Below are 21,735 nucleotides of genomic sequence, written 5' to 3'. Positions count from 1 at the left end.
CCCATCTCCAGCACCAGCATCCTCTCTGCCACCGGTGCCGGTTGCCATCACATCGATCACGTGATGACCCAGCTGCCCTATGCACTGGCCATCGCCTTCGGCGCGGCCATCGGTTACCTGGCGATGGGCTTGATGCACTCCAGCCTGGCCGGTTTCAGTGTCAGTGCCCTCTGGTTCGTGCTCTTTACCGGCTATCACCTGAAAAAGGCCAAAGCGCGGCCAGTGTTGGCCACCGCGTAACATTTATAGAGCAAGGGGCCCGCGGGCCCCTTGGTTTTGTCAGGGGCTTTGGTTAGCATGCGCCCCATAAATTCAGTTTCGGAACAGTATCATGGCTTCACTGCACTACAAATTTGCCACCATGAATTCAGGCAAATCCACCCAGCTCATTCAGGCGCACTTCAACTATCTGGAGCGGGGCATGCATCCTCTGGCGATGACGCCAGCCATCGATGACCGTTTCGGGGTCGGGGTGATCAGTGCCCGGGTTGGCCTTGAACTGAAGGTGGACGTGTTCAGCGACAGCTGTGATCTGTTTGAAATGGTGAAAGAGCGCCATGCGAAGAAACATATCGATGTCTTTATCGTGGACGAGGCCCAGTTCCTGACCCGTGAGCAGGTCTACCAGTTGGCCCGCATCGTCGATGAGCAGGATATTCCGGTGATGGCCTATGGCCTCAAGACCGATTTTCGCGGCGAGCTGTTCCCGGGCTCCTACCATCTGCTCTGTCTGGCCGACAAGTTTGAAGAGCTGAAGAGCATCTGCTGGTGTGGCAACAAGGCTCACATGAACTCCCGGGTCAATGAAGCGGGGCAGGTGATGCGTGATGGCGAACAGGTGGAGATCGGTGGCAACGATCGCTATGTGTCACTCTGTCGCAAACACTATCTCGAAGGTCGGGCCTACAAGTAAGTCGGCTGCGATATTTGAATCGTCGAGAAGGGCGCCAATCTGGCGCCCTTTTTATTTTCCCCAACTTGTATCGCTGTGGTTCAGTCTATCTCGATATCCACCGGCGCAATGATGGGGTCGGCCACCGGCAGGCGTTGAAACAGCTGGCGAAAATGGTGCTGTACCCGGCCGATATCGACCAGTGACATGCCGGAGGCAAAACCGAACCAGACATAGAGGCCGGTGAGATCGCGAAACATCGGCGGCAAATAGCGGGGAGCGGCGATCAGCCCCTCCAGATAGTGCTGATAGAGCACCGGAATGTCATCCAGTGTCACCTTGCCGACAAACAGCATCGGCAGGATTTCGGGCACCCCTTCCAGCACGGCGCTGCGGATAAAGTTGACCGTTTCCACATAGCCACGCACGTAGGAGAGATCCTTGGTAAAGCAGGCACCGCCGCCCACCATGCCGCCACGAAAGACCCGCTGGGTGATCTTGTAGGCGTCGTGCTCGCTGGTGCCCTGCTGCACGAAGTGCTGAAACACCTCGATAAAATCGGCGCCACGCTCGGCCATGTCTATGGCCATCACCCGATCGGAGATACGCTTGGCCCGATCCGGAAAAGAGCTGAAGGTGAGGGTCTCTATCAGGACGGCCAGCCCCTCCTGACAGGCGGTGATCCGCGGTGAACCGGCGCTCAGCCAAGTGGCATAGGGCTGCTGGCGACCGTTGAGGGTGGTGCCGACATGGACCCACCCCTCGTGTACCTCCAGCACCTGCAAGTCCAGCTCGGAGAAACGGGCGTGGGAGTTGAGCTTGATGTAGTCGCCACCGGCAGCGGCATCGGAGACAATCCCATCGCTCAGCTTCACCTGCACAGTGCCGTCACTGAAGTAGCTCGACAGCTTGCCCTGCAGTTTGGCGACCGCGGCCTCTCCTTCGAACTCCTTGGGGTAGGGGCGCACCAGATGGCGCGCGCCGGGCAGGGAGAATATATCGCACAGGCGGGCGCCCAGCTCCTTGAGAGTCTTGCGATCCCCACGCAGGTGATCGCTGGCAGAGCCATAAAGCAGCTGGCTGTAACGCTGAAAATCGGGTTGGCCGCGCTGGCGCAGCATCTCGATCACCACCATGTACTGATCGACCGTCTCTTGCAGGATCCGGCCAAGATCGTCCTGTGGCCCCAGTTTTCTGCGGATCCGGTCCCGCAGCTCCTTGAGCTCCAGATACTTGTTGCGCGGATCGAAGCCGAGGGGGAGGGCATCATAGAAGTGCCTGTCGATAGCGGGCAGCGCTCTGCCACCGCTTGCCAGAAAGCGATCCTGCAGATGGCGTGGCCATTTGATGGCATCCAGAATGCGGATAGGTTTTTGCAGGGTGAGTAGCTCATCCGAGAGTGATTTCAGATGAAGGCGATACTTTTCTTGGATAGTCATGGGGCCCCCTGTGGGGCAAGCGTCGTCGTGGATTTGGCTGAGTATATGCATAGCGCTTGCCAAAAAGAAGCGAGCCGCAGGGTTATCGGATTGGCGTGCTTTTTGTTGATAGCAAATTGGTTTAGACTGCGCCCCTTGATCCCAATCTTGTCGTGGAAATGATGAATATCCCCAGCTCCGAAATGATAATGCGTTGGTTGCAACAGGCTCGTATCGAGCACTATGTCTGCGACCAGTGTCACGGTATCCACATTGTCTCTTTGCAGTCGGTCGATGGTATTCAGGAGAGCCGGATCTTCGTGGAAGAGGAAGGCCTGCTGTTCTCCTCCGAGCTGGAAGTGCGCCCCTCCGCCATGCTGCCGCTGGTTGCCGAACTGGGCCGACTCAATATGCAGTACCCCTCCCTCAAGGTGTTCCTCGATATCATCGATGACAACCTGCCGCGGCTGGTGGTCGGCCACACCGTCTTTACCAAGGCCGGACTCAGCGTCGAGCAGTTCCTGCTGTTCGTGCAAAGCACCATCGCCGCCACCCACGAACTGGTTGCCGAATGCGAACGTTCCGGCTTCCTCAACCTGCCGGAAATCCAGGTCGCACCGGAATCTGTGCATTAAGTGTTCGAACGGTTCGCCAGGTGAAAAAAGCCGTTGACGCGGGCGGGGCTTTCCCCTAAATTACGCCCCGTTCCTGCGCAACAGCGCAGCGAGCACCGTGTTGCTGAACACGTTAAACCACAGACCAAAATTTGGTGAGGTGTCCGAGTGGCTGAAGGAGCACGCCTGGAAAGTGTGTATACGGCAACGTATCGAGGGTTCGAATCCCTCCCTCACCGCCACATTGCAAAGCCCTGATGGAAACATCAGGGCTTTTGTTTTATGGCGCAATCCCGAGCGGTTGTCAGCATAGGACTGCAAATCCTCATTGTTGATAGCCCAGCATCTTGCTGAACCGCTTGGGCAATCGTAGTGAAAAGCCTCGGTGACCTTGACGCCACGGCCAATCCATTGGTCGATCCTTTTAACGTTTCCGCCCAATTCAGTACAAGGGCCTCTCGCAAGAGAGGCCCTTTTTATTGCTCGCTGATTTGCCCTGCTCGGCACTTGAAAGGCATTCCGTGGTGATACGGGTTAATGCTCCACAGTCAGTGGATCCGGGGGCAGGTTCAGATGCGTGGTGATGGCCTGATAGAGCTGGGGGTAGTTATCGTCAAAATGATGTCCTCCCGGCAGGGTGACGCTGGTGACGTTGGGTTGGTTGAGACGGGGGCAGAGGCGGTCGTCATCATCATCATCGGCACCTTGCAGGCAGAGCATCGGCAGATCGCGGATAGTCTTCACCTGCGGCTCGGTCGGGTAGCTCCGCGCCTTGTGGGTCAGCATATCGCTGACGTGGATCTCGAAGTCCGAGCTGGTGGAGGGGGAGAGCATCACGGCCCCGACCAGTCCCTGACGATAGTGCTCCGGTAACTGGTTGATGACGAAGGGGACAATCTCGGCACCAAACGAGAAGCCGACCAGCAGCCAGCGGGGGCGCTGCCAGCGAGTCTGGTAATCATCGAGGATCCGCTCCAGATCGGCGGTCACCTGCTCCGGGGTTTTCTTCTTCCAGTAGTAGGTGAGGGAGCTCCAGCCCACGACCGGCATGCCGTGCAGCTGAAACTGGGCGCTCAACCCCTTGTCGAGGGCCGCCCAGCCACCATCGCCGCTGAGAAAGATCACCATGGGGGCATCGGATGGCTGCTTGACCGGCAGCTCAATCAGGCTCAGGTCATCCTTGACCGGGGCGGCGTGCGCCGCAAAAGACGAAACGGGCAGTACGAGACTGAGTAACAGCAAAATCAAGGCTCTCATTGGCCATGCTCCTATTTCTTGATCAGCCCCAGCGGGCCGCGGCTAATCAGGGTGATCAGGTGAGTCAGGGTTCTGGGCAGTACCAGCTTGCTGCTGCAGAGCAGGTAGCGGGGTTCCCAGCGGGGCGAAAATTTCTCCTTGTAGCGTCTGAGCCCCTGAAAGTTGTAAAAACGGCTGCCACGCACAAACAGGGTATTGCCAAGGCGGGCCCAGTAGCTGCCGAGCGGGTGATCGTTGAAGCCGGACATGGGGGCCATCCCCAGATTGAAGCTGGCGTACCCTTGCGCCTTGCCCCACAGCAGCAGTTCGACAAAGAGAAAATCCATGATGGGGGCAGTACCGGTATCCAGGCTGTAGCGCATCAGATCGATGGAGAGCATCTCCTTGTTATCGCTCACCCAGAGGTTGGCAAAGCCGACGATCTGCCCCTCGTGCCACACTAGCGCAGCCGGGCTCAAGGTCAGGTAGTCTGGCTCGAAGCGGCCGACCGAGAAGCCCTTCTCCTTCCCCATCTTGCTCTGCAGCCAGGTATCGGAGACAGTCTGCAATCTGGGCAGCAGGGGGGCCACGGCACTGGCCTCGACCACCTCGAAGGTCAACCCTTCCCGTTTGCCTTTGGCGTGGCTCTGGCGCAGGCCGCGCAGGCGGCTGCCCGCCAGATCGAAGGTGGCCAGATCGACCATCGCCTCTTCACCGAGCTTGAAGGGGATCAGCCCCAGCTCCAGATAGAGCGGAAGATAGCGGGCCGAGACCTGATAAAAGACCGGGTTGGCGTCGTGCTCGTCGCACCGCTCGCGAAATTGCCAGAGCAGCTCTTCGATCTGATCGGGGCGGCCGACCGGATCCCCCATCACAATCCAGCTGTTGCCCTCGATGCCATACATCAGGAAAGCGTCGCCGGCGGGATGGAACAGCAGGGACTTGTCCTGCAGCTGGGCCAGATAGCCGTGGATCCCCCCTTCGCGCACCACCAGCTCCTGAGCGCGCGCCAGCGTCTCCTTGTCCGGCTTTTCACCGACCATGCGCAGCGGTGCAAGCAGCTGGGCAACCCCGGCCACGGCCAGCACGGCCACCACGCTCCCCATGGCGCGCAGGCCGCGGGCCGCCCCGCCGTGGGGCGAGAAGTGGAACCAGAGGGCGTGGTCATACTCCACCTGACGGTAGGAGAAGAGCAGCAGCCACAGTGCTCCCAGCAGCACGGCGCCGACCGAGATGAGCCAGCCCGGGGTGTACTGGGGATAGAGCAGCGACCCCTTGCGATAGAAGAGAGAACGGCAGGGGGTCATGATGAGCAGTAAGCTGCCAAGCAGCAGGGCTGACTCCCAGTCCCCCCCCTTGAGCAGGGAGAAGGCGATACCCAGAGCCAGCAGCAGCTGGGTGATGCGAAACGCGGCGTCGTGACGGCGATAGAGGCTGCGCGCCAGCAGTATCAGGAGGATACCGCTCACGCTGCCGAGCACGTGGGAGAGCTCCAGTAGGTGGAGCGGCAACACCTGCAGCCACACTTCGATGTGGCTGCGCATGGTCGGGATCATCCCCGAGCAGAGCAGCAGGCTGCCGGCGGCGAAGGTGCCCATGCTGATAAGGGCGGGAAGAAATTCGCGCACTGCGCTCATCAGCCCCTGTAGCCGCTGCCAGCGCGCTTTTTGTTGCAACATCTCCTGGCTGGTAAAGAGCAGCAGGGCACAGAGAAAGGGAAGCAGATAATAGATGCAGCGGTAGAGCAGCAGCGAGGCGAGCAGCTTGTCGGTTGGCAGGTAGTTAGCCAGCAGCAGGCTCATGCTCGCTTCGAACACGCCGATCCCGCCCGGCACGTGGGCCAGTACCCCGAGGAAGCTGGCCAGCACGAAGGCACTGAGCAGCACAGGGTAGGGGACGCTATCTGCAGGCAACAGGACAAACAGTACGGCGGCGGCGGCCATCCAGTCGGCCAGCGCGACCAACAGTTGCAACAGACGTATCCGAAAGCCCGGCAGGGTCAGGGTGTGTTTCCGCCAGGAGAGACGGTGTGTGGGCCAGCAGAGGTAGCAGGCCACCAACAGCAGAGCCATCATGCCCGCCAGCTTGAGCAGGGTATCTGCCCATTGCGGCCAGTCAGGCTGCAACTGTGATACATCGCAGGTCAGTAGGGCGCCACCTCCCCACGCCAACAGGCCGAGGAAGAAGGTGATGGAGCAGAACAGCACCACGCGGGCCACTTCTCCGGTGGCGAGCCCCAGTGCAGAGTAGAGGCGATAGCGTACCGAGGTGCCGGTCAGCAGGGCAAATCCCAGGGTGTTGGAGAAGGTGTAGGCGATAAAGGAGGTGATGCTGACCTGTTGCCAGGGAAGGCGCTTGCCCAGCGCATGGAGCGCCAGCATGTCATAGCTGCAGAGGCAACCATAACTGAGCAGGGTCAGCAACAGGGCGCCCGCCAGTCGCGGCAGGGGTTGGGACCAGATGGCCACACGAATATCGTGCCAGTGCCATGCCTGAGTCAGGTGATACAGCACGGTCAGTGCGGTGCCGAGCAGCAGCAAGCTGCACAAGGGGCCTAGCCATTTAAGCAGATGACGCCACATGCCATGTTCCTGTGGTCATTGACCGTTTCCCGCAAAGGGGGAGCCGGGTCGTGGATCCGGTTTGGACGAGGGAGGCGCTCGTCAGGAAAATTTCGGGAAGAGATGGAAAGGGAGGCGTCAGCCTCCCTCTGTGTTATCCAGTGACCGCTTGGATCACTTGGTTTTCGGCGCGACTTTGACGGCAGGGGTCTTGGCGTGGGTGGCTTTATGGTGTTTTTTCACCACCTTGGTCTGGGTCGCCTGCGGTGTGGCTGTCTTGGTCGGAGTGGCCGCCATGGTGAAACCGGAAGTGAGGGCGAAGACGGCAGCCAGGGTCAGGGGAATGATCTTTTTCATGTTCAATTTCCTTATTCGGGTTGATGTTATGGAGCGTTCTCCATGACAGTCATCCTATGACGGTTGCGGCGGCCCTTCAGTGAGCGGTTGGTGACGGTTTGTATCCAAATGTACAGGCAGGGTGAGGCAGAAGCGGGCGCCGTGGTCACTGGCCAGCAGCGCCACATCCCCCCCGTGATGACGGGCAATGCTGCGCACGATGGCCAGCCCCAGTCCGGTGCCGCCGGTGCGGCGATCCCGGCTTTGATCAAGGCGCACGAACGGTTCGAAGATCTGGGGCGCCAGCGCCGGATCGATCCCCGGTCCATCGTCGCTCACCTCCAGAAGATAGTTCTCCTGCAGCCGCGAGATGGAGAGGGTAACCTCGCTCTCGGCGTAGCGCAGAGCATTGCCGATGAGGTTCTCCACCGCGCGGGTCAGCAGACGCTGATCGCCGCACCAGGGCATGTGGCGTGGCGGCAGATCGAGGGTGAGCCTCTTCTCGGGTGCCAGCGCTTGCCAGTCGCCGAGATGCGCTTGTGCCCAGTGGCTGAGTTCAAGCTCGTCCCGTTGCAACGGCAACTCGGGTCTATCCAGCCTGGCGTAGGTGAGCATCTCTTCGATCAGAGCGTCCAGCGCTCCCAGATCTCGCTCCAGCGCCTGCTGCTCCTGCTCGGCAGGGGCAGGATCGAGCATGGCAAGCCGATAGCGCAACCGGACCAGCGGGGTGCGCAACTCGTGGGCGATGGCATCGGTCAGTTGCTTGCGGCTGGCAATCATGGCCTGCAATTGGGTCGCCATTTGATCGAAGGTGCGTCCCACCCGGGCCAGACTGCTGCCCGGTGGCAGATTGGTTCGGCAGGAGAGATCCCCATCGCCTACGCGACGTGCGGTTTGCTCCAACTGCTGCAAGCCGCGCCAGTGGGGACGTAGCCACAGAAGGATGGGCAGGCCGAGAGAGAGGCCGATCACCAGCAGCAGCCCCACATCGACCCAGTGCAGCTCGTGCAGGTAGGAGAGGTAGGGTACAGGGCCGACAATCAGCACCCGGTCGGTATCGGGGATGCGCTGCAGGAAGGTGTCATCCTCCTCGACGATGACAATGTTGCCGGCAGCCAGAAAGGCCTGATCCTCGCTGGCCAGCGGCTGGCGCACCAGCTCGCCGATCTTGAGGGGGAGGGTAAACTGACTGCTCTGCTCGGCCAGCCGAGCGGGCCAGCGCTCGGGCGGGGTTCTTGCCAACTCGCCGGTCAACAGGCCAAGGGATCCCTGCATCATGCGTTCGAGATAGCGATCACCCGCCCGTTCGGCGGTCACCTGATAGACCACACCCACCAGCAGGATGGCGAGGGTGAAGCAGCCTATCAGTAACAGATAGAACTGGATAAAGAGACGGCGCATGGCGGTGCTCCCGAAAGAGGGTTATTCCCAGGCGTGGGGGACGAAGAGGTAGCCTTTCTGACGCACTGTCTTGATCCGGGTCGGGTTTTCAGGGTTATCACCCAGTTTTCGGCGCAGGCGGGAGATGGCCACATCCATGCTGCGATCCTGACCGTCGTACTCTCGGCCGCGCAAGCTGCGAAAGAGGGCTTCCCGACTCAAGATTTGGCCCGCGTGACAAGCGAGTTCCCACAGCATATCAAAGTCGGCGGTCGAGAGAGCAATGCTCTCGCCATCGAGGCGCACATCTCGCCCTGGGCCATCCACCCGCAGCCGACCAAATTGCAGCTGCTGGGGAACGCTGCTGGTGGCTGCCGGTTGGGTTGATGCTTGCTGGTGCTGGCGAAACTGCACCCTCAGTCTGGCCAGTAGCACGGGGGGCGGGGTGGTTTTAAGGATGTAGTCGTTGGCGCCCAGCTCCAGACTAAGGATCTGGTTCATGTCGCTATCCAGCGAGGTGAGCATTACGATGGGGCCGTCGAAGCGCGGCCGCAGATCCCGACAGAGGGACAAGCCATCCTGCCCCGGCAACATGATATCGAGCAGCACCAGATCGGGCTGTTCGGCCTCGACCCGGGCCAGCGCCATATCCCCTCTGGGCTCGAGGATCACGTCCATATCGTGGCGACCGAGCCAACTGCTGATGAGCTGGCCAATCTCGGGATCATCTTCGACAAAAAGAATGCGTTGCATAGAAAAGCTCCAACGGAAAGCAGGAGAGAAGAAGAGTGATCAGCATATCAATGGCGCCTGGGAAATACAGAAAAAGAACCAGGCAGGCTGATGTGTGGGGGAGTGTGGCTGTGTGTATCGATGGGGAGGTGCGCATAGTGACAAATGGGCGGAGCCGCGTTTATCGATCTGGAGGATGGCCTTGCAGACAAGGCAAGGCGCTGTCGGGCGTAAAAACAAAAAAACCGGCCAAAGCCGGTTTTTTTGTGGTGTAGACCAGAAGGTCACTGCACCAGTCGATGGACATCTCCTTGCGGCGATTATCGACAGAATAATGGGGTGGCTGATGGGGCTCGAACCCACGACAACCGGAATCACAATCCGGGACTCTACCAACTGAGCTACAGCCACCACTGAAATTTTCATCAACGCTCGCCAATCCAGAAGGATTGGGGAACATCAATGGCGCGCCCTGCAGGATTCGAACCTGCGACCCACGGCTTAGAAGGCCGTTGCTCTATCCAACTGAGCTAAGGGCGCTTTGTATCAACACGTCTTAGGGACGAGTCGATGAACATGGTCGGTGATAAAGGATTCGAACCTTTGACCCTCTGGTCCCAAACCAGATGCGCTACCGGGCTGCGCTAATCACCGAAAATCCCTGACCAGCATATCGACAAGAGTCGTACTGGGCAACGGGCGGGCATCATAGCCAAGCGTAAGGGCCAGCGTCAACGACTTTTTCCCCCAGTAAATTCAAGTGCCTACTTATTGCCCGCTACAGGTCTGGCGTGCGTCTGCCGCTAACATCCCGGCTAAAAAAATGCGACAATGCGCGGCAGTTGAACACATGGTGAGTGGAGAACGATGTCTGCCAAAATCATAGATGGAAAACAGGTTGCGCAAACGATTCGCAGCCAGGTCGCGGCGCAAGTCCAACAGCGGTTGGCGGCAGGGAAACGGGCTCCAGGGCTGGCAGTCATTCTGGTGGGGGTGGATCCCGCCTCTCAGGTCTATGTCGGCAGCAAACGTCGGGCGTGCGAGGAGGTGGGTTTTCTCTCCCGCTCCTATGACCTGAGTGCCACCGCCAGTCAGGAAGAGCTGCTGGCGCTGATTGACCAGCTGAATGCGGATAGCCACGTTGATGGCATTCTGGTTCAGCTGCCGTTGCCGGATCACTTTGATACCACTCAGGTGCTGGAGCGGATCCAGCCTGACAAGGATGTAGATGGATTTCACCCGTATAACGTCGGTCGTTTGGCCCAACGTATTCCGGCGCTGCGCCCCTGCACTCCGAAAGGGATCATGACGCTGATCGAGACCACCGGCGTGAAGACGCACGGTCTGCATGCTGTCGTGGTGGGAGCGTCCAACATAGTGGGGCGTCCCATGACTCTCGAATTGCTACTGGCGGGCTGCACAACTACGACCTGTCACCGCTTTACCCGGGATCTGGAAGATCAGGTACGCCGTGCCGATCTGCTGGTTGTCGCAGTCGGCAAGCCCAACTTCATTCCTGGCGAGTGGATCAAACCGGGGGCACTGGTAATCGATGTGGGCATCAATCGCCTGGCTGATGGCTCGCTGGTCGGGGATGTAGAGTTTGAGACGGCGCGCAGCCATGCCTCCTTCATTACTCCGGTACCCGGTGGCGTGGGCCCGATGACGGTCGCCAGCCTGATGGAAAATACCCTGATCGCCTGCAGTGAATATCACGACTGATCATGGCTGGCGATAACCCTGTGATCCCATGAGGAGGCAGGATTCGCCAGAAATCTGACAATAAAAAACCGGTTGCTCAGAGAGGAACCGGTTTTTTATTTATCCAACGGGTGTTATTTACATATTTTGTGCTTCGTTTGGCACAATGACAGAGGCGTGATTTCCTTTCGGCCCCTGTTGCAGTTCAAAATTGACAGCCTGACCCGCTTTCAGGGTCTTGTAGCCCTCCATTTGAATCGTGGAGTAGTGAGCGAAGATATCCTCACCGCCCCCTTCCGGACAGATAAACCCAAATCCTTTTGCGTTGTTAAACCACTTAACTGTACCGGTTGCCATACTTCTACATCCTTTTATTGATTACCCAGAAGTCGTTGAGTAACCTGCGCCAGCCCTTTATAACTAGGGACATGAGCCCATAGCAGACGGGCACAGATTAGCAAGTAACCAATCTAGTCTAACTTTTGAGCGAGTCAAGAAGTTGTTAACAGCTGATGTGATCTGGTTAACAAGTCTATTGACAACCTTGTGTTAGACGGTAGTAATCTAGAGGTACCAAAGCGCGATTATGAGCAAGCAGAAAGAACTCTTTGCTAATGAAGAGATTGCAGAAGCAGAGAAAACAAAGCTGCAGCCGCCACCCATGTATAAGGTTGTGTTGAACAACGATGACTACACGCCCATGGAGTTTGTGGTGGAGGTGCTGCAAAAGTTCTTTGGTATGGATTTGGACAAGGCGACTCAGGTCATGCTGAGTGTGCATTATAGTGGTAAGGGGGTCTGCGGCATGTTTACCGCAGAGATCGCCGAAACCAAGGTTGTCCAGGTCAACACCTATGCACGTAACAACGAACATCCACTGCTCTGTACTATGGAAAAGGCTTGAATCTGATGACGTGATGGCGAGTGTGACACCACATTGTAGCTGTACTAGGGGAGGTGCCTATGTTGAATAAAGATCTAGAAAAGACGCTGAACGAGGCTTTCAAACTGGCCCGTGACGAGCGCCACGAATTCATGACCGTCGAGCACCTGTTGTTAGCCCTTCTGGATAACAGTTCAGCCCATGAGGCGCTGAGCTCCTGTGGTGCCGATGTCGAGCAGATGCGCAAGGAGATCCGCGCATTCATCACCCAAACTACTCCGCTCATACCGCGCGATGATGAAGATCGTGAAACCCAGCCGACACTGGGCTTCCAGCGTGTGTTGCAGCGTGCCGTCTTCCATGTGCAATCCTCCGGCAATACCGAAGTCAGCGGCGCCAACGTGCTGGTCGCTATCTTCAGTGAGCAGGAGTCACAAGCTGCCTATTTCCTGAAAAAAGCCGAGATCAGCCGTCTCGACGTCGTCAATTTCCTCTCCCACGGGGTTCGCAAGGACAGCAAGCCGGATCTCGGCAGCAATAACAATCCCGAGTCTGATGATGATGTTTCGGCCGCCCAGATAGAGAGCTTTGCCACCAACCTGAACCAGCTGGTGCTGGAAGGGCGCATCGATCCGCTGATTGGCCGTGATCAGGAGCTCAATCGTACCATTCAGGTGCTCTGCCGCCGTCGCAAGAACAACCCGCTGCTGGTGGGTGAAGCAGGCGTGGGTAAAACCGCCATTGCCGAAGGTCTGGCCTATCGAATCGTCAAGGGGGATGTCCCCGAGGTGATTGCGGGCAGTACCATCTATTCGCTGGATATGGGTTCTCTGCTGGCGGGTACCAAATACCGTGGTGATTTCGAGAAGCGCCTCAAGGTACTGCTCAAGCAGATTGAGCGTCAGGAAGGGGCCATCCTCTTTATCGACGAGATCCATACCATCATCGGTGCCGGTGCGGCATCCGGTGGTCAGCTGGATGCAGCCAACCTAATCAAGCCGCTGCTCTCCAATGGTTTGCTCCGCTGCGTGGGATCCACCACTTATCAGGAGTACGCCCAGATCTTCGAGAAAGACCGTGCGTTGGCCCGTCGCTTCCAGAAGATCGATATTGTCGAGCCGACTATCGATGACACCACTCGCATCCTGATGGGGCTCAAGAGTCGCTATGAAGCTCACCACGGCGTACGCTATACCGCCAAGGCGATCCGTGCAGCTGCCGAGCTCTCTGCCAAGTACATCAATGATCGTCACCTACCCGACAAGGCGATCGATGTGATCGACGAGGCGGGTGCCGGTCAGCGGTTGCTGCCGGCGAGCAAGCGCAAGAAAGTGATCAATGTGCAGGAAATTGAGTCCATTGTGGCCAAGATCGCTCGCATTCCGGAAAAATCAGTCTCCTCTTCAGATAAAGAAGTACTGAAGAACTTGGAACGCAATCTGAAGATGGTGGTCTTTGGTCAGGATAAAGCCATCGAGGTGCTGACCGATGCGATTCGCCTCTCTCGTTCAGGTTTGGGTAACGAGCGTCGCCCGGTTGGTTGCTTCCTGTTTGCCGGTCCTACTGGTGTTGGTAAAACAGAGGTGACCCAGCAGTTGGGCAAGGCATTGGGTGTCGAGATGCTGCGCTTTGATATGTCCGAGTACATGGAACGCCATACCGTATCTCGCCTGATTGGTGCGCCTCCCGGCTATGTCGGTTTTGAGCAGGGGGGTCTGCTGACTGATGCGGTGATCAAGCATCCTCATTCCGTTGTGTTGCTTGACGAAATTGAGAAAGCTCACCCGGACGTATTCAATCTGCTGTTGCAGGTGATGGACAACGGCACCCTGACCGACAACAACGGGCGCAAGGCGGATTTCCGTAACGTGATTTTGGTCATGACTACCAACGCTGGTGTGCAGGAGACCCAGCGTAAATCGATTGGCTTCCAGCAACAGGATTTGAGCCACGATGCCATGGCGGTGATCAACAAGACCTTCAGTCCGGAGTTTCGCAACCGGCTTGATCACACCATCTGGTTCAACCATCTGGATATGACGGTGATCCATCAGGTGGTCGACAAGTTCATTGTCGAATTGCAGGTTCAACTGGATGCGAAGGGAGTTTCTCTCGAGGTGTCCGAGCGTGCCCGCCACTGGTTGGCGGAGAAGGGGTATGACAGAGCCATGGGGGCCAGACCGATGGGTCGGGTTATCCAGGAACACCTCAAGAAACCCCTGGCCAACGAGATCTTGTTCGGCTCACTGGTTGACGGGGGAATTGTGAAGGTTGAGTTGGTAAATGACAGCCTCAGCTTTGATTTTCAGGTCAATGTTGAAGCTGTTTCCCACTAAGCGTCAGTGATCAGAAAACGACAAAAAACCCCAACCGAAAGGTTGGGGTTTTTTGCTGAATTCCTGGCTTAGCGAGAGCGGAAAACAATACGTCCCTTGGAGAGATCGTAGGGAGTCAGTGCTACCGTTACTTTGTCTCCAGTCAGGATACGAATGTAGTTTTTGCGCATCTTGCCTGAAATATGAGCGATAACCACGTGACCATTCTCCAGTTCCACACGGAACATGGTATTGGGCAGGGTTTCGAGAATAGTGCCCTGCATCTCAATACTGTCTTCTTTAGCCATTGAATCCTCTTGATAAGCCACAACAAAAAACCGCTGGATCATGCCGGATTTAAGGCTATGTGTAAAGTTTACTCGGGCTTGGTGTCGATATTTTTCCATTCCCCCTGAATTAACAGCTCATGAGGGAGGTAATTGCGTTTGTAATTCATCTTGCGACACGCCTCTACCAGATAGCCAAGATAGAGCCAGCTTCGCCCGGTTTGCCTGGCCAGATCGAGCTGGCAGAGGATGGCAAAAGTGCCCAGGGAGCGATCGGCATAATCCGGATCGAAGAAGGTGTACATGGCGCTCAAGGAGTGGGGTAGCAGGTCTGTGGTGGCGACACCGATCAGGCGGCCCTCTTTGCGCATCTCCAGGTAGAGCGGCGGCATCCAGTCACAATGGAGAAACCCGCGATACTGGCTGCGGTTGGGGGGATACATGCTGCCATCGTGATGTCGCTCGCGGATATAACGTTCGTAGAGCAGGTAATACTCGGGTTTGTCATCATAGCTCAGGACGATCTCGATATCCCTGTTGAGCTGGCGGATCCGTTTCTGGCCACGGCTGGGACGAAAGTGTTCACTGTGAATACGAAGGGATTGGCAGGCATGGCACGCCGGGCAGTGGGGACGATAGATGTCGTTGCCACTGCGGCGAAAACCGGCAGTCAACAATCGCTCGTAGCCGTTGGCGTTGAGCAGATTGTGATCCATGAGCACCAGCAACTGCTCCTGTTCATGGTCCAGATAACTGCAGGGATGCTTGGGAGTCAGCCCTACTTTGAGGATCACTTCTTCAGTCATAAGCTGATCTCCCCCTCTTGCCAGCAGGAAGCCAACAGTGGTTGATGGCCAAGGCGCGCCAGCTCGGCCAGAAAACGGGCCCTTGGCCACTCCTCGATACCCAGGGTCGCCAGAAACGGGTTCTGCATCTGGCAATCGATGAGAGCGCCGCGATGGCGGGCGAAGTGGCGACAGAGTGCCACCATGGCAAGTTTGGCGCCGTTATCAATCCGGCTGAACATGGATTCACCGCAAAACAGTCGGCCGATAGATAGGCCATACAGCCCCGCTTGCAGCTCTCCCTCCTGCCAGATCTCGATAGAGTGGGCATGACCCAGCCGGTGCAACTGCTGGTAGGCCTCGATCATGGGTTGGCTGATCCAGGTGCCATCGGCAGTGCGACGAGGGGCGGCGCAGGCGGTAATGACTTCATTAAAGGCGCGATTGACAGAAATATCGAATGGGGTACGTCGGATAATCTTCTGCAGTGTCCGTCCCACATGGAGTTGGTCTGGGCGGATCACTCCGCGGGGATCCGGTGACCACCACAGGGTCGGCTGGTGGGGTTCATTCCACGGGAAGATCCCCTTGTGGTAAGCTGCCAGCAATCTGGCCGGGGAGAGATCCCCGCCGATCGCCAGCAAGCCGTTGGGCTCTTCCAGCGCATGGCTGGGGTCGGGAAACCAGCAAAGCTCATCATCCAGTTGGGTAAGATAGCGAGACATAAGGCAACGAGGTTCATAGATGAAGGCCATTATCCTGATAGTATCCAGCTTGCTCTGCTTTGTCACGGCGCCCGCCGGGGCGGAGGTCTACCAGCGCAATACCGCGCGGCCGGTCAATCAGGTGGTGTTTGGTCAGGTCGAAACGGTGCGCAATATTACCCAGCGCCAGATCCTGGAGTCCGAGCACTCTGGCTGGAAGACGCTGGGTGGTGCCGTGTTGGGCGGTCTGCTTGGCAACCAGTTTGGCGGCGGTCATGGCCGTGAAATCGCCACCGCCGTCGGCGCGCTCGCAGGTGCTGCAGCTGCGCAGCAATACCAGTCCGGGGGAACCGTGGTGGAAAACAAGTTGGTGGAGCTGCTGATCCGCAACGAGCAAAATGCCCTTATCAACGTGATCCAGGATTATGATCCCACCATGGTCTTTGCCAATGGGGACAAGGTGCGCATTCTCTACTTCGATGATGGGGTGCGGGTCGACAAGACTTACTGACTTTCGATAGTCATGGTGATGGGAAGACTGTGGCAGGAAAGGAACCCGCAGACTCTCCTGTCGGAAAGTCTGTCGGGCGGTAATACACGGGACTGATGCCCTGAGGATTCAGATAGTTATCTCTTGAGAGACTATCTTGTCGCGACCGGTGTTCTTTGCCTGATAGAGCAGCCGATCCGCTACGCTCAGCGCCTCGTCCATGGATATCCGCCCGACGCTGATCACGCCGTAACTGGCGCGAACAAAGAGCGGGGTTTCCGGTGACAAGGGTTGCTGGCGCAGCTGCTGACGCAGCCCTTCAAGACGCTTGATCAACACGGGGACGGTACAGTGAGGCACCATCATGGCAAACTCCTCTCCGCCAAACCGGGCGATCATGGCATCGGGGAAGAACTGGGTCAGTAGCCGGGTCAGATGGCAGAGCAGTTGATCGCCGATGGCATGGCCCCAGTGATCGTTGACCTGCTTGAAGTGATCCACATCGAGCACACAGAGTGCAAGAGGCGTCTGTTGGCGCTGATGCTCTTCAAACCATTTTTGCCCTTCGTTGAACCAGTAGCGCCGGTTGTAGAGACCGGTCAGGTAATCACGATTGGCTGACTCCTGAATGCTGTTGAACTGCTCGAGCGCCTCCAGATTGTGGCTGACCCGACACTGCAGCTCTTCCGGCTCGAACGGCTGGTTGAGAAAGTCGTTGGCGCCCTGCTTGAGGTAGCGAGCAGAGAGACCGCGCTTGTCCGAGACCGAGATCCCGATAATCGCGAGCTGCTGCTTGCTGTAACGCTCTCTCAGCATCCGCACCAGACTGATGCCATCGATATCCGGCATATAGTAGTCGACCAGTGCCAGCCGGATGTCCGGATGTTGCTCCAGCATCGCCATCGCTTCACGGGCATGACTGGCCTCATGCACCTGCAACAACTGCTTGCGCAACTGGGCCATGGTGCGGTGACGGGAGGTGCGTGAGTCGTCGACCACCAGCACTTCGATCGACTGGTTGAGATAGAGGCGGTGCACCAGACTAACGGCATATTGCAGCGAGTGGCGCGAATCCTTCATCACATAGTCCAGCACGCCGGTTTCCAGCCAGGCTGCACGTTTATCCTCGCTGATGTCGGCAGTGAGGATCACCACCGGCAAACCTCGAGCCAGCAGTTCGTTGACCGCTTCGCCACGGGGCGCATCCGGCAAGGTCAGGTCCACCAGCGCGACCACATACTCCTCGCCCCGACAGTGACGAGCGCCTTCGAGGGTATCGAAGGCGTCAATCTCGAGGCCTGTCTGCTGGGCAATGGCCTGAGTCAGCATACGGCGGATGGTCAGGCTATCTTCGACAATCAATATCTTCTGTTTCATTAGACTCCTTTAAATAAAAAAGGCATACCGACTGGTATGCCTTATATCACAACTGCGCTTGTTTATTGCGCGTCAAGGTAGCGTTCGGCATCGAGGGCTGCCATGCAGCCGGTACCGGCAGAGGTGATCGCCTGACGGTAGTTGTGGTCGGCCACGTCGCCGGCAGCGAAGACACCTTCAATGCTGGTCTGGGTGGCAAAACCGTCGAGGCCGCCACGTACCTTCAGATAGCCGTTTTGCATCTCCAGCTGGCCATCGAAGATCTGGGTATTGGGCTGGTGGCCGATGGCGATGAAGACGCCCATCAGCGGCAGCTCGCTGGTGCTGTTGTCCTGAGTGTTGCGCAGGCGCACACCGGTGACTCCCATCTGATCACCCAGCACTTCGTCCAGGGTCTGGTGGGTGTGCAGCACGATGTTGCCGCTCGCGACCTTGTCGTGCAGACGCTTGATCAGGATCTTCTCGGCACGGAATTCGTCGCGGCGGTGGATCAGGTGCACCTTCTTGGCGATGTTGGCCAGATACAAGGCTTCTTCAACTGCGGTGTTGCCGCCGCCGATCACCGCCACTTCCTGATTGCGGTAGAAGAAACCGTCACAGGTGGCACAGGCAGAGACGCCGCGCCCCTTGAAGGCTTCTTCGGAGGGCAAACCCAGATACTTGGCGGAGGCGCCGGTCGCGATGATCAGGGCATCGCAGGTGTATTCGCCGTTGTCGCCCTTGAGGCGGAACGGGCGCTGAGTCAGTTCGACACTGTTGATGTGATCAAACAGGATGCGGGTATCGAACTTCTCAGCATGCTCTTTCATGCGCTCCATCAGGGCCGGGCCGGTCAGGCCTTCCGGATCACCTGGCCAGTTTTCCACTTCGGTGGTGGTGGTCAGCTGACCCCCTTGCTGCATGCCGGTGATGAGCAGGGGATTGAGGTTGGCGCGGGCGGCATAGACGGCCGCGGTGTAACCGGCCGGGCCTGACCCTAAGATCAGCAATTTGCTGTGAGTGACTTGGCTCATGATGTCATTTCCGGGATGTGATGAGTTTGCGCGATTGTAGGTAATTCGTGATCCGGGGTCAAAGGCTGGTGAGTCGATTGCACTAATCGTGTTCACAAGGGGTGACATGCAAAATAAAGGAATAAAAAAACCGCCCATCGCGGGCGGATTTTCACTCATCTCCAACTGGCGCAGGCCAGCGCAGATCAGTTCAGCAGGGTTAGGGGATCCGTGTAGGCAAGGCCATGTGCCACGGCCACTTCCTTGCAGGTGAGCTTGCCCTCCATCACGTTGAGCCCGTGCAGCAGGTTGGGATCGTTCAGCAGTGCCTGACGATACCCTTGCTGTGCCAGCTTGATGATAAAGGGGAGGGTGGCATTGTTGAGCGCCACGGTCGAGGTGCGGGCCACCGCCCCTGGCATGTTGGCGACACAGTAGTGCACCACCTCATCGACGATATAGGTCGGATCCTGGTGGGTGGTGGCGTGGGAGGTTTCCACACAGCCGCCCTGATCGATGGCCACATCGACGATGGCAGAACCCGGCTTCATGCGCGCAATGTGGTCACGGCTGACAAGTTTTGGCGCAGTGGCACCCGGCACCAGCACGCCGCCGATGACCAGATCGGCCGCCAGCAGATGGCGCTCCAGCGTCTCGCTGTTGGAGTAGACCACCTTGGCCGCTCCCTGGAACTCGTTATCGAGACGGCGCAGGGTATCGACGTTGTTATCGAGGATGGTGACATCCGCGCGCAGGCCAATGGCCATGCGGGCCGCATTGGAGCCGACCACGCCGCCACCGATGATCACCACCTTGGCCGGTTCGACACCGGGTACGCCGCCGAGCAGCACACCGCTACCACCGCGCGATTTTTCCAGCGCTTGGGCACCCGCCTGAATAGACATGCGTCCGGCAACTTCTGACATGGGGGCCAGCAGGGGCAGGCCGCCACGGCCGTCGGTGACGGTTTCATAGGCGATACAGATGGCGCCGCTTTTCAGCAGGGCTTCGGTCTGGGGCAAGTCTGGCGCCAGATGCAGATAGGTGAACAGGGTTTGACCCGGACGCAGCATGGCACATTCGACAGGCTGAGGTTCCTTGACCTTGACGATCATCTCGGCTTTGGCGAAAACCTCTGCAGCAGAGGCCAAAATTTCGGCTCCAACAGCGATATAATCTGCATCGCTGAAGCCAATGCCGTTTCCGGCACCGCTTTGGACGAAAACAGTATGGTTTCGTGCTGTCAGTTCACGTACACTGGCCGGAACCATGCCTACGCGGTATTCATGGTTTTTTATCTCTTTAGGTACACCGATAATCATGCTATCCCTCGTCTATAGATTGGTGTTTCATGTTGCCAAAATGTTAACCAACATTTGCGCCTAGTATATTCAGGTATTGACAGGATTTGTGACCATAATTATAAAATGACTGGTGATTCTTACCAAAAAATAGCCAAAGGATGGAATAAAATGATGGAAGCTAAGAGTCGGCTAAAGGATTTGGACAGGATTGACCGCAACATTCTTAATGAACTGCAAAAGGATGGCAGGATTTCGAATGTTGAGTTGTCCAAGCGAGTTGGCCTGAGTCCTACACCGTGTCTGGAACGGGTTCGTCGCCTCGAGCGACAAGGTTATATCGAAGGATATGCCGCTATTCTGAACCCTCATTATCTGGACGCATCTCTGCTGGTGTTTGTAGAGATAACCCTCAATCGCGGGGCGCCTGATGTGTTTGAACAGTTCAACAAGGCTGTTCAGGTGCTCGAAGAGATCCAGGAGTGTCATCTGGTTTCCGGTGACTTCGACTATCTGCTCAAGACCCGAGTCAGCGACATGTCGGCTTACCGCCGTCTGTTGGGGGAAACCCTGCTGCGTCTGCCCGGTGTCAATGACACTCGCACTTACGTGGTGATGGAAGAGGTCAAGCAGAGCAGTCGTCTGGTGATCAGCACCCGATAAAGCAGGTTATGCCGTGGTGTCTTTTCCATATGAGACACCATGACAGTCAGAAACGAGCGGCCGGTCCGCTCGTTTCTTCTTGTAAAGATAATTGCAAATATGGCCCCGTCCCATCAGGCTCTGGCTGACAATCGATGGGCTTTTCGGGGATACTAGGCCCCCTTATTTCCTGCATTACATGTTTTCAGAAAGGAGCCGGAGTTTGGCCGATAAAAAGCTGTTTACTCCTTTATCAGGTACACAACGGATCTTCGAAGCCGTCTTGATCGCCATCACCCTGATGGCTGCTTATCTTCTGCTTGCCCTGTTGTCCTATCATCCCGCTGATCCCGGCTGGTCCCAGACCTCCTGGCAAGGAGAGGTGAAGAACCTCGCCGGTAGTGCCGGTGCCTGGCTCGCCGACATCACCATGTTTACCTTTGGAGCCTTCTCCTATCTGGTGCCGCCGCTGGTGGTGCTGCTGGGCTGGAGTCTGTTCTGGCGCCCGAGCCGTCTGCTCGATGTGGATTACCTCACCCTGGGGGTGCGGATCATCGGCTTTATCCTGACCGTGCTCGGCATGTCGGCCATTGCCAGCATGAACTTCAACGATATGCAAAACTTCTCCGCCGGTGGTCTGGTGGGGGATGTGATCGCTTCTGCAGTGGTGCCGCTGTTTGGCGGCGTCGGGGCCAACCTGATGCTGCTCTGCTTCGTGGCAACCGGCATCACCCTGTTTACCGGCTGGTCCTGGCTCACCATCGTCGAGCAGATCGGCGCGGCCTGTACCGGTTCGGTCAGCGCTGTTTACCACTTCCCGACCACCCTCGGCCGCTGGCTGACCGGTGGCTGGCGTCAACCCCGCAACGAGGGGCCGGATCCCTTGCTGGAAGGCGGGGTAGGGGCCATCGCGTTTGATGATGAGGAAGATGAGCCGCACACCAGCTGGACTCGCAAGCCCAAGGCCAAGAATCAGAAGGCTGCCGCCGAAGAGTGGCTGCCGGAACTCGACGACGATACCTTCGAGTTCGACCCACAGTTTGATGATGAAGAGGACGAGCCGACTCCGGCTGCCAAGCCCAAACGTGC

Annotated in this window: 22 protein-coding genes and 4 tRNA genes; 10 read left to right on the top strand and 16 right to left on the bottom strand. The window is 57.6% G+C overall.

All coding sequences use genetic code 11. The annotated features are described in order from the left end of the window. Both L972_RS20865 and L972_RS11470 read left to right on the top strand, forming a co-directional pair. Positions 1-240 (top strand): Na+/H+ antiporter NhaC family protein (locus L972_RS20865; protein WP_047438402.1); only part of this gene is annotated, 240 nt, incomplete at its 5' end. 91 nt (positions 241-331) lie between these two features. Next, complete coding sequence (locus L972_RS11470) at positions 332-913, top strand: thymidine kinase (protein ID WP_005337121.1); 582 nt, start codon at positions 332-334, stop codon at positions 911-913. An 80-nt stretch (positions 914-993) separates the two neighbouring features. On the opposite strand, the gene L972_RS11465 is transcribed toward L972_RS11470, so the two are convergent. Further along, positions 994-2,331 (bottom strand): flavohemoglobin expression-modulating QEGLA motif protein, encoded by a 1,338-nt coding sequence (locus L972_RS11465; protein ID WP_047438328.1) that lies wholly within the window; start codon positions 2,329-2,331, stop codon positions 994-996. A 158-nt stretch (positions 2,332-2,489) separates the two neighbouring features. Between L972_RS11465 and L972_RS11460 the strand changes: the two genes are divergently transcribed. Beyond that, positions 2,490-2,945, top strand: coding sequence for a YbjN domain-containing protein (locus L972_RS11460; protein ID WP_005337119.1), 456 nt, complete (start codon positions 2,490-2,492; stop codon positions 2,943-2,945). Between the two features lie 133 nt (positions 2,946-3,078). Next, positions 3,079-3,166, top strand: a tRNA-Ser gene (locus tag L972_RS11455). 292 nt (positions 3,167-3,458) lie between these two features. Here the strand turns inward: L972_RS11455 and L972_RS11450 are convergent. From L972_RS11450 to L972_RS11415, 8 genes are all read right to left on the bottom strand, one after another. Continuing rightward, the gene (locus L972_RS11450) at positions 3,459-4,181 is read right to left on the bottom strand and encodes an AcvB/VirJ family lysyl-phosphatidylglycerol hydrolase (RefSeq protein ID WP_047438326.1); all 723 of its coding nucleotides are present in this window, start codon (positions 4,179-4,181) and stop codon (positions 3,459-3,461) included. An 11-nt stretch (positions 4,182-4,192) separates the two neighbouring features. Continuing rightward, a complete protein-coding gene (gene mprF, locus L972_RS11445) occupies positions 4,193-6,742 on the bottom strand; it encodes a bifunctional lysylphosphatidylglycerol flippase/synthetase MprF (RefSeq protein ID WP_047438324.1) in 2,550 nt (849 codons plus the stop codon). A 153-nt stretch (positions 6,743-6,895) separates the two neighbouring features. After that, positions 6,896-7,078 (bottom strand): hypothetical protein, encoded by a 183-nt coding sequence (locus tag L972_RS11440; protein ID WP_005337116.1) that lies wholly within the window; start codon positions 7,076-7,078, stop codon positions 6,896-6,898. A 54-nt stretch (positions 7,079-7,132) separates the two neighbouring features. Continuing rightward, entirely contained in the window at positions 7,133-8,458 is a 1,326-nt protein-coding gene (rstB, locus tag L972_RS11435) for a two-component system sensor histidine kinase RstB (RefSeq protein WP_047438323.1), read from the bottom strand. Between the two features lie 21 nt (positions 8,459-8,479). Continuing rightward, the gene (gene rstA / locus L972_RS11430) at positions 8,480-9,190 is read right to left on the bottom strand and encodes a two-component system response regulator RstA (RefSeq protein ID WP_047438321.1); all 711 of its coding nucleotides are present in this window, start codon (positions 9,188-9,190) and stop codon (positions 8,480-8,482) included. A gap of 314 nt (positions 9,191-9,504) precedes the next feature. Continuing rightward, positions 9,505-9,580, bottom strand: a tRNA-His gene (locus L972_RS11425). Positions 9,581-9,632: 52 nt separating this feature from the next. Further along, positions 9,633-9,709 (bottom strand) — tRNA-Arg (locus tag L972_RS11420). Positions 9,710-9,746: 37 nt separating this feature from the next. Next, a tRNA-Pro gene (locus tag L972_RS11415) sits at positions 9,747-9,823 on the bottom strand. Positions 9,824-10,036: 213 nt separating this feature from the next. Here L972_RS11415 and folD point away from each other — a divergent pair. After that, the gene (folD, locus tag L972_RS11410; RefSeq protein ID WP_047438319.1) at positions 10,037-10,891 is read left to right on the top strand and encodes a bifunctional methylenetetrahydrofolate dehydrogenase/methenyltetrahydrofolate cyclohydrolase FolD; all 855 of its coding nucleotides are present in this window, start codon (positions 10,037-10,039) and stop codon (positions 10,889-10,891) included. 117 nt (positions 10,892-11,008) lie between these two features. On the opposite strand, the gene cspD is transcribed toward folD, so the two are convergent. Next, a complete protein-coding gene (gene cspD, locus L972_RS11405) occupies positions 11,009-11,227 on the bottom strand; it encodes a cold shock-like protein CspD (RefSeq protein ID WP_005300025.1) in 219 nt (72 codons plus the stop codon). Positions 11,228-11,456: 229 nt separating this feature from the next. On the opposite strand from cspD, the gene clpS reads away from it, so the two are divergent. Further along, a complete protein-coding gene (gene clpS, locus L972_RS11400) occupies positions 11,457-11,774 on the top strand; it encodes an ATP-dependent Clp protease adapter ClpS (protein ID WP_005337111.1) in 318 nt (105 codons plus the stop codon). 59 nt (positions 11,775-11,833) lie between these two features. Continuing rightward, positions 11,834-14,089 (top strand): ATP-dependent Clp protease ATP-binding subunit ClpA, encoded by a 2,256-nt coding sequence (gene clpA / locus L972_RS11395; RefSeq protein WP_005337110.1) that lies wholly within the window; start codon positions 11,834-11,836, stop codon positions 14,087-14,089. A 68-nt stretch (positions 14,090-14,157) separates the two neighbouring features. On the opposite strand, the gene infA is transcribed toward clpA, so the two are convergent. From infA to aat, 3 genes are all read right to left on the bottom strand, one after another. Further along, positions 14,158-14,376 (bottom strand): translation initiation factor IF-1, encoded by a 219-nt coding sequence (infA, locus tag L972_RS11390; protein ID WP_005300033.1) that lies wholly within the window; start codon positions 14,374-14,376, stop codon positions 14,158-14,160. Between the two features lie 68 nt (positions 14,377-14,444). Beyond that, positions 14,445-15,161, bottom strand: a complete 717-nt coding sequence (locus L972_RS11385) for an arginyltransferase (protein ID WP_047438316.1) — start codon at positions 15,159-15,161, stop codon at positions 14,445-14,447. Further along, positions 15,158-15,865 carry a leucyl/phenylalanyl-tRNA--protein transferase gene (aat, locus tag L972_RS11380; protein WP_019445527.1) on the bottom strand — a complete coding sequence of 236 codons (708 nt, stop codon included), beginning with the start codon at positions 15,863-15,865 and terminating at the stop codon, positions 15,158-15,160. The genes L972_RS11385 and aat overlap by 4 nt, the downstream gene beginning before the upstream one ends. A 19-nt stretch (positions 15,866-15,884) precedes the next feature. On the opposite strand from aat, the gene L972_RS11375 reads away from it, so the two are divergent. Continuing rightward, entirely contained in the window at positions 15,885-16,355 is a 471-nt protein-coding gene (locus L972_RS11375; protein WP_019445528.1) for a glycine zipper 2TM domain-containing protein, read from the top strand. A gap of 108 nt (positions 16,356-16,463) precedes the next feature. Here the strand turns inward: L972_RS11375 and L972_RS11370 are convergent, their stop codons facing one another. From L972_RS11370 to ald, 3 genes are all read right to left on the bottom strand, one after another. Further along, the gene (locus tag L972_RS11370) at positions 16,464-17,711 is read right to left on the bottom strand and encodes a diguanylate cyclase (RefSeq protein ID WP_019445529.1); all 1,248 of its coding nucleotides are present in this window, start codon (positions 17,709-17,711) and stop codon (positions 16,464-16,466) included. A gap of 62 nt (positions 17,712-17,773) precedes the next feature. Beyond that, positions 17,774-18,724: a thioredoxin-disulfide reductase gene (gene trxB, locus L972_RS11365; protein ID WP_019445530.1), complete on the bottom strand. Its 951-nt coding sequence runs from the start codon at positions 18,722-18,724 to the stop codon at positions 17,774-17,776. Positions 18,725-18,909: 185 nt separating this feature from the next. Further along, the gene (gene ald / locus L972_RS11360; RefSeq protein ID WP_047438314.1) at positions 18,910-20,025 is read right to left on the bottom strand and encodes an alanine dehydrogenase; all 1,116 of its coding nucleotides are present in this window, start codon (positions 20,023-20,025) and stop codon (positions 18,910-18,912) included. A gap of 150 nt (positions 20,026-20,175) precedes the next feature. Here ald and lrp point away from each other — a divergent pair, with 150 nt between their 5' ends. Together lrp and L972_RS11350 are read left to right on the top strand one after the other, a co-directional pair. Then, the gene (lrp, locus tag L972_RS11355; RefSeq protein ID WP_005300047.1) at positions 20,176-20,667 is read left to right on the top strand and encodes a leucine-responsive transcriptional regulator Lrp; all 492 of its coding nucleotides are present in this window, start codon (positions 20,176-20,178) and stop codon (positions 20,665-20,667) included. A gap of 202 nt (positions 20,668-20,869) precedes the next feature. Continuing rightward, positions 20,870-21,735, top strand: an 866-nt coding sequence (locus tag L972_RS11350; RefSeq protein WP_197058096.1) for a DNA translocase FtsK 4TM domain-containing protein, incomplete at its 3' end; no start/stop codon positions are given.

The organism is Aeromonas sp. ZOR0001, assembly GCF_000801015.1.
GTDB classification, from domain to species: domain Bacteria; phylum Pseudomonadota; class Gammaproteobacteria; order Enterobacterales; family Aeromonadaceae; genus Aeromonas; species Aeromonas veronii.
Note: the sequence above shows the minus strand (reverse complement) of the source record. Positions and strands in the feature narration are given on the sequence as shown.

Excerpts from the sequence above, each read along its gene's own strand:
- L972_RS11370 (WP_019445529.1), bottom strand. The coding sequence starts at position 17,711 with ATGAAACAGAAGATATTGATTGTCGAAGATAGCCTGACCATCCGCCGT.
- rstA (WP_047438321.1), bottom strand. The coding sequence starts at position 9,190 with ATGCAACGCATTCTTTTTGTCGAAGATGATCCCGAGATTGGCCAGCTC.
- lrp (WP_005300047.1), top strand. The coding sequence starts at position 20,176 with ATGATGGAAGCTAAGAGTCGGCTAAAGGATTTGGACAGGATTGACCGC.
- L972_RS11465 (WP_047438328.1), bottom strand. The coding sequence starts at position 2,331 with ATGACTATCCAAGAAAAGTATCGCCTTCATCTGAAATCACTCTCGGAT.
- mprF (WP_047438324.1), bottom strand. The coding sequence starts at position 6,742 with ATGTGGCGTCATCTGCTTAAATGGCTAGGCCCCTTGTGCAGCTTGCTG.
- L972_RS11460 (WP_005337119.1), top strand. The coding sequence starts at position 2,490 with ATGATGAATATCCCCAGCTCCGAAATGATAATGCGTTGGTTGCAACAG.
- cspD (WP_005300025.1), bottom strand. The coding sequence starts at position 11,227 with ATGGCAACCGGTACAGTTAAGTGGTTTAACAACGCAAAAGGATTTGGG.
- aat (WP_019445527.1), bottom strand. The coding sequence starts at position 15,865 with ATGTCTCGCTATCTTACCCAACTGGATGATGAGCTTTGCTGGTTTCCC.
- rstB (WP_047438323.1), bottom strand. The coding sequence starts at position 8,458 with ATGCGCCGTCTCTTTATCCAGTTCTATCTGTTACTGATAGGCTGCTTC.
- L972_RS11470 (WP_005337121.1), top strand. The coding sequence starts at position 332 with ATGGCTTCACTGCACTACAAATTTGCCACCATGAATTCAGGCAAATCC.
- L972_RS11450 (WP_047438326.1), bottom strand. The coding sequence starts at position 4,181 with ATGAGAGCCTTGATTTTGCTGTTACTCAGTCTCGTACTGCCCGTTTCG.
- clpA (WP_005337110.1), top strand. The coding sequence starts at position 11,834 with ATGTTGAATAAAGATCTAGAAAAGACGCTGAACGAGGCTTTCAAACTG.
- infA (WP_005300033.1), bottom strand. The coding sequence starts at position 14,376 with ATGGCTAAAGAAGACAGTATTGAGATGCAGGGCACTATTCTCGAAACC.
- clpS (WP_005337111.1), top strand. The coding sequence starts at position 11,457 with ATGAGCAAGCAGAAAGAACTCTTTGCTAATGAAGAGATTGCAGAAGCA.
- ald (WP_047438314.1), bottom strand. The coding sequence starts at position 20,025 with ATGATTATCGGTGTACCTAAAGAGATAAAAAACCATGAATACCGCGTA.
- L972_RS11375 (WP_019445528.1), top strand. The coding sequence starts at position 15,885 with ATGAAGGCCATTATCCTGATAGTATCCAGCTTGCTCTGCTTTGTCACG.
- L972_RS11385 (WP_047438316.1), bottom strand. The coding sequence starts at position 15,161 with ATGACTGAAGAAGTGATCCTCAAAGTAGGGCTGACTCCCAAGCATCCC.
- folD (WP_047438319.1), top strand. The coding sequence starts at position 10,037 with ATGTCTGCCAAAATCATAGATGGAAAACAGGTTGCGCAAACGATTCGC.
- L972_RS11440 (WP_005337116.1), bottom strand. The coding sequence starts at position 7,078 with ATGAAAAAGATCATTCCCCTGACCCTGGCTGCCGTCTTCGCCCTCACT.
- trxB (WP_019445530.1), bottom strand. The coding sequence starts at position 18,724 with ATGAGCCAAGTCACTCACAGCAAATTGCTGATCTTAGGGTCAGGCCCG.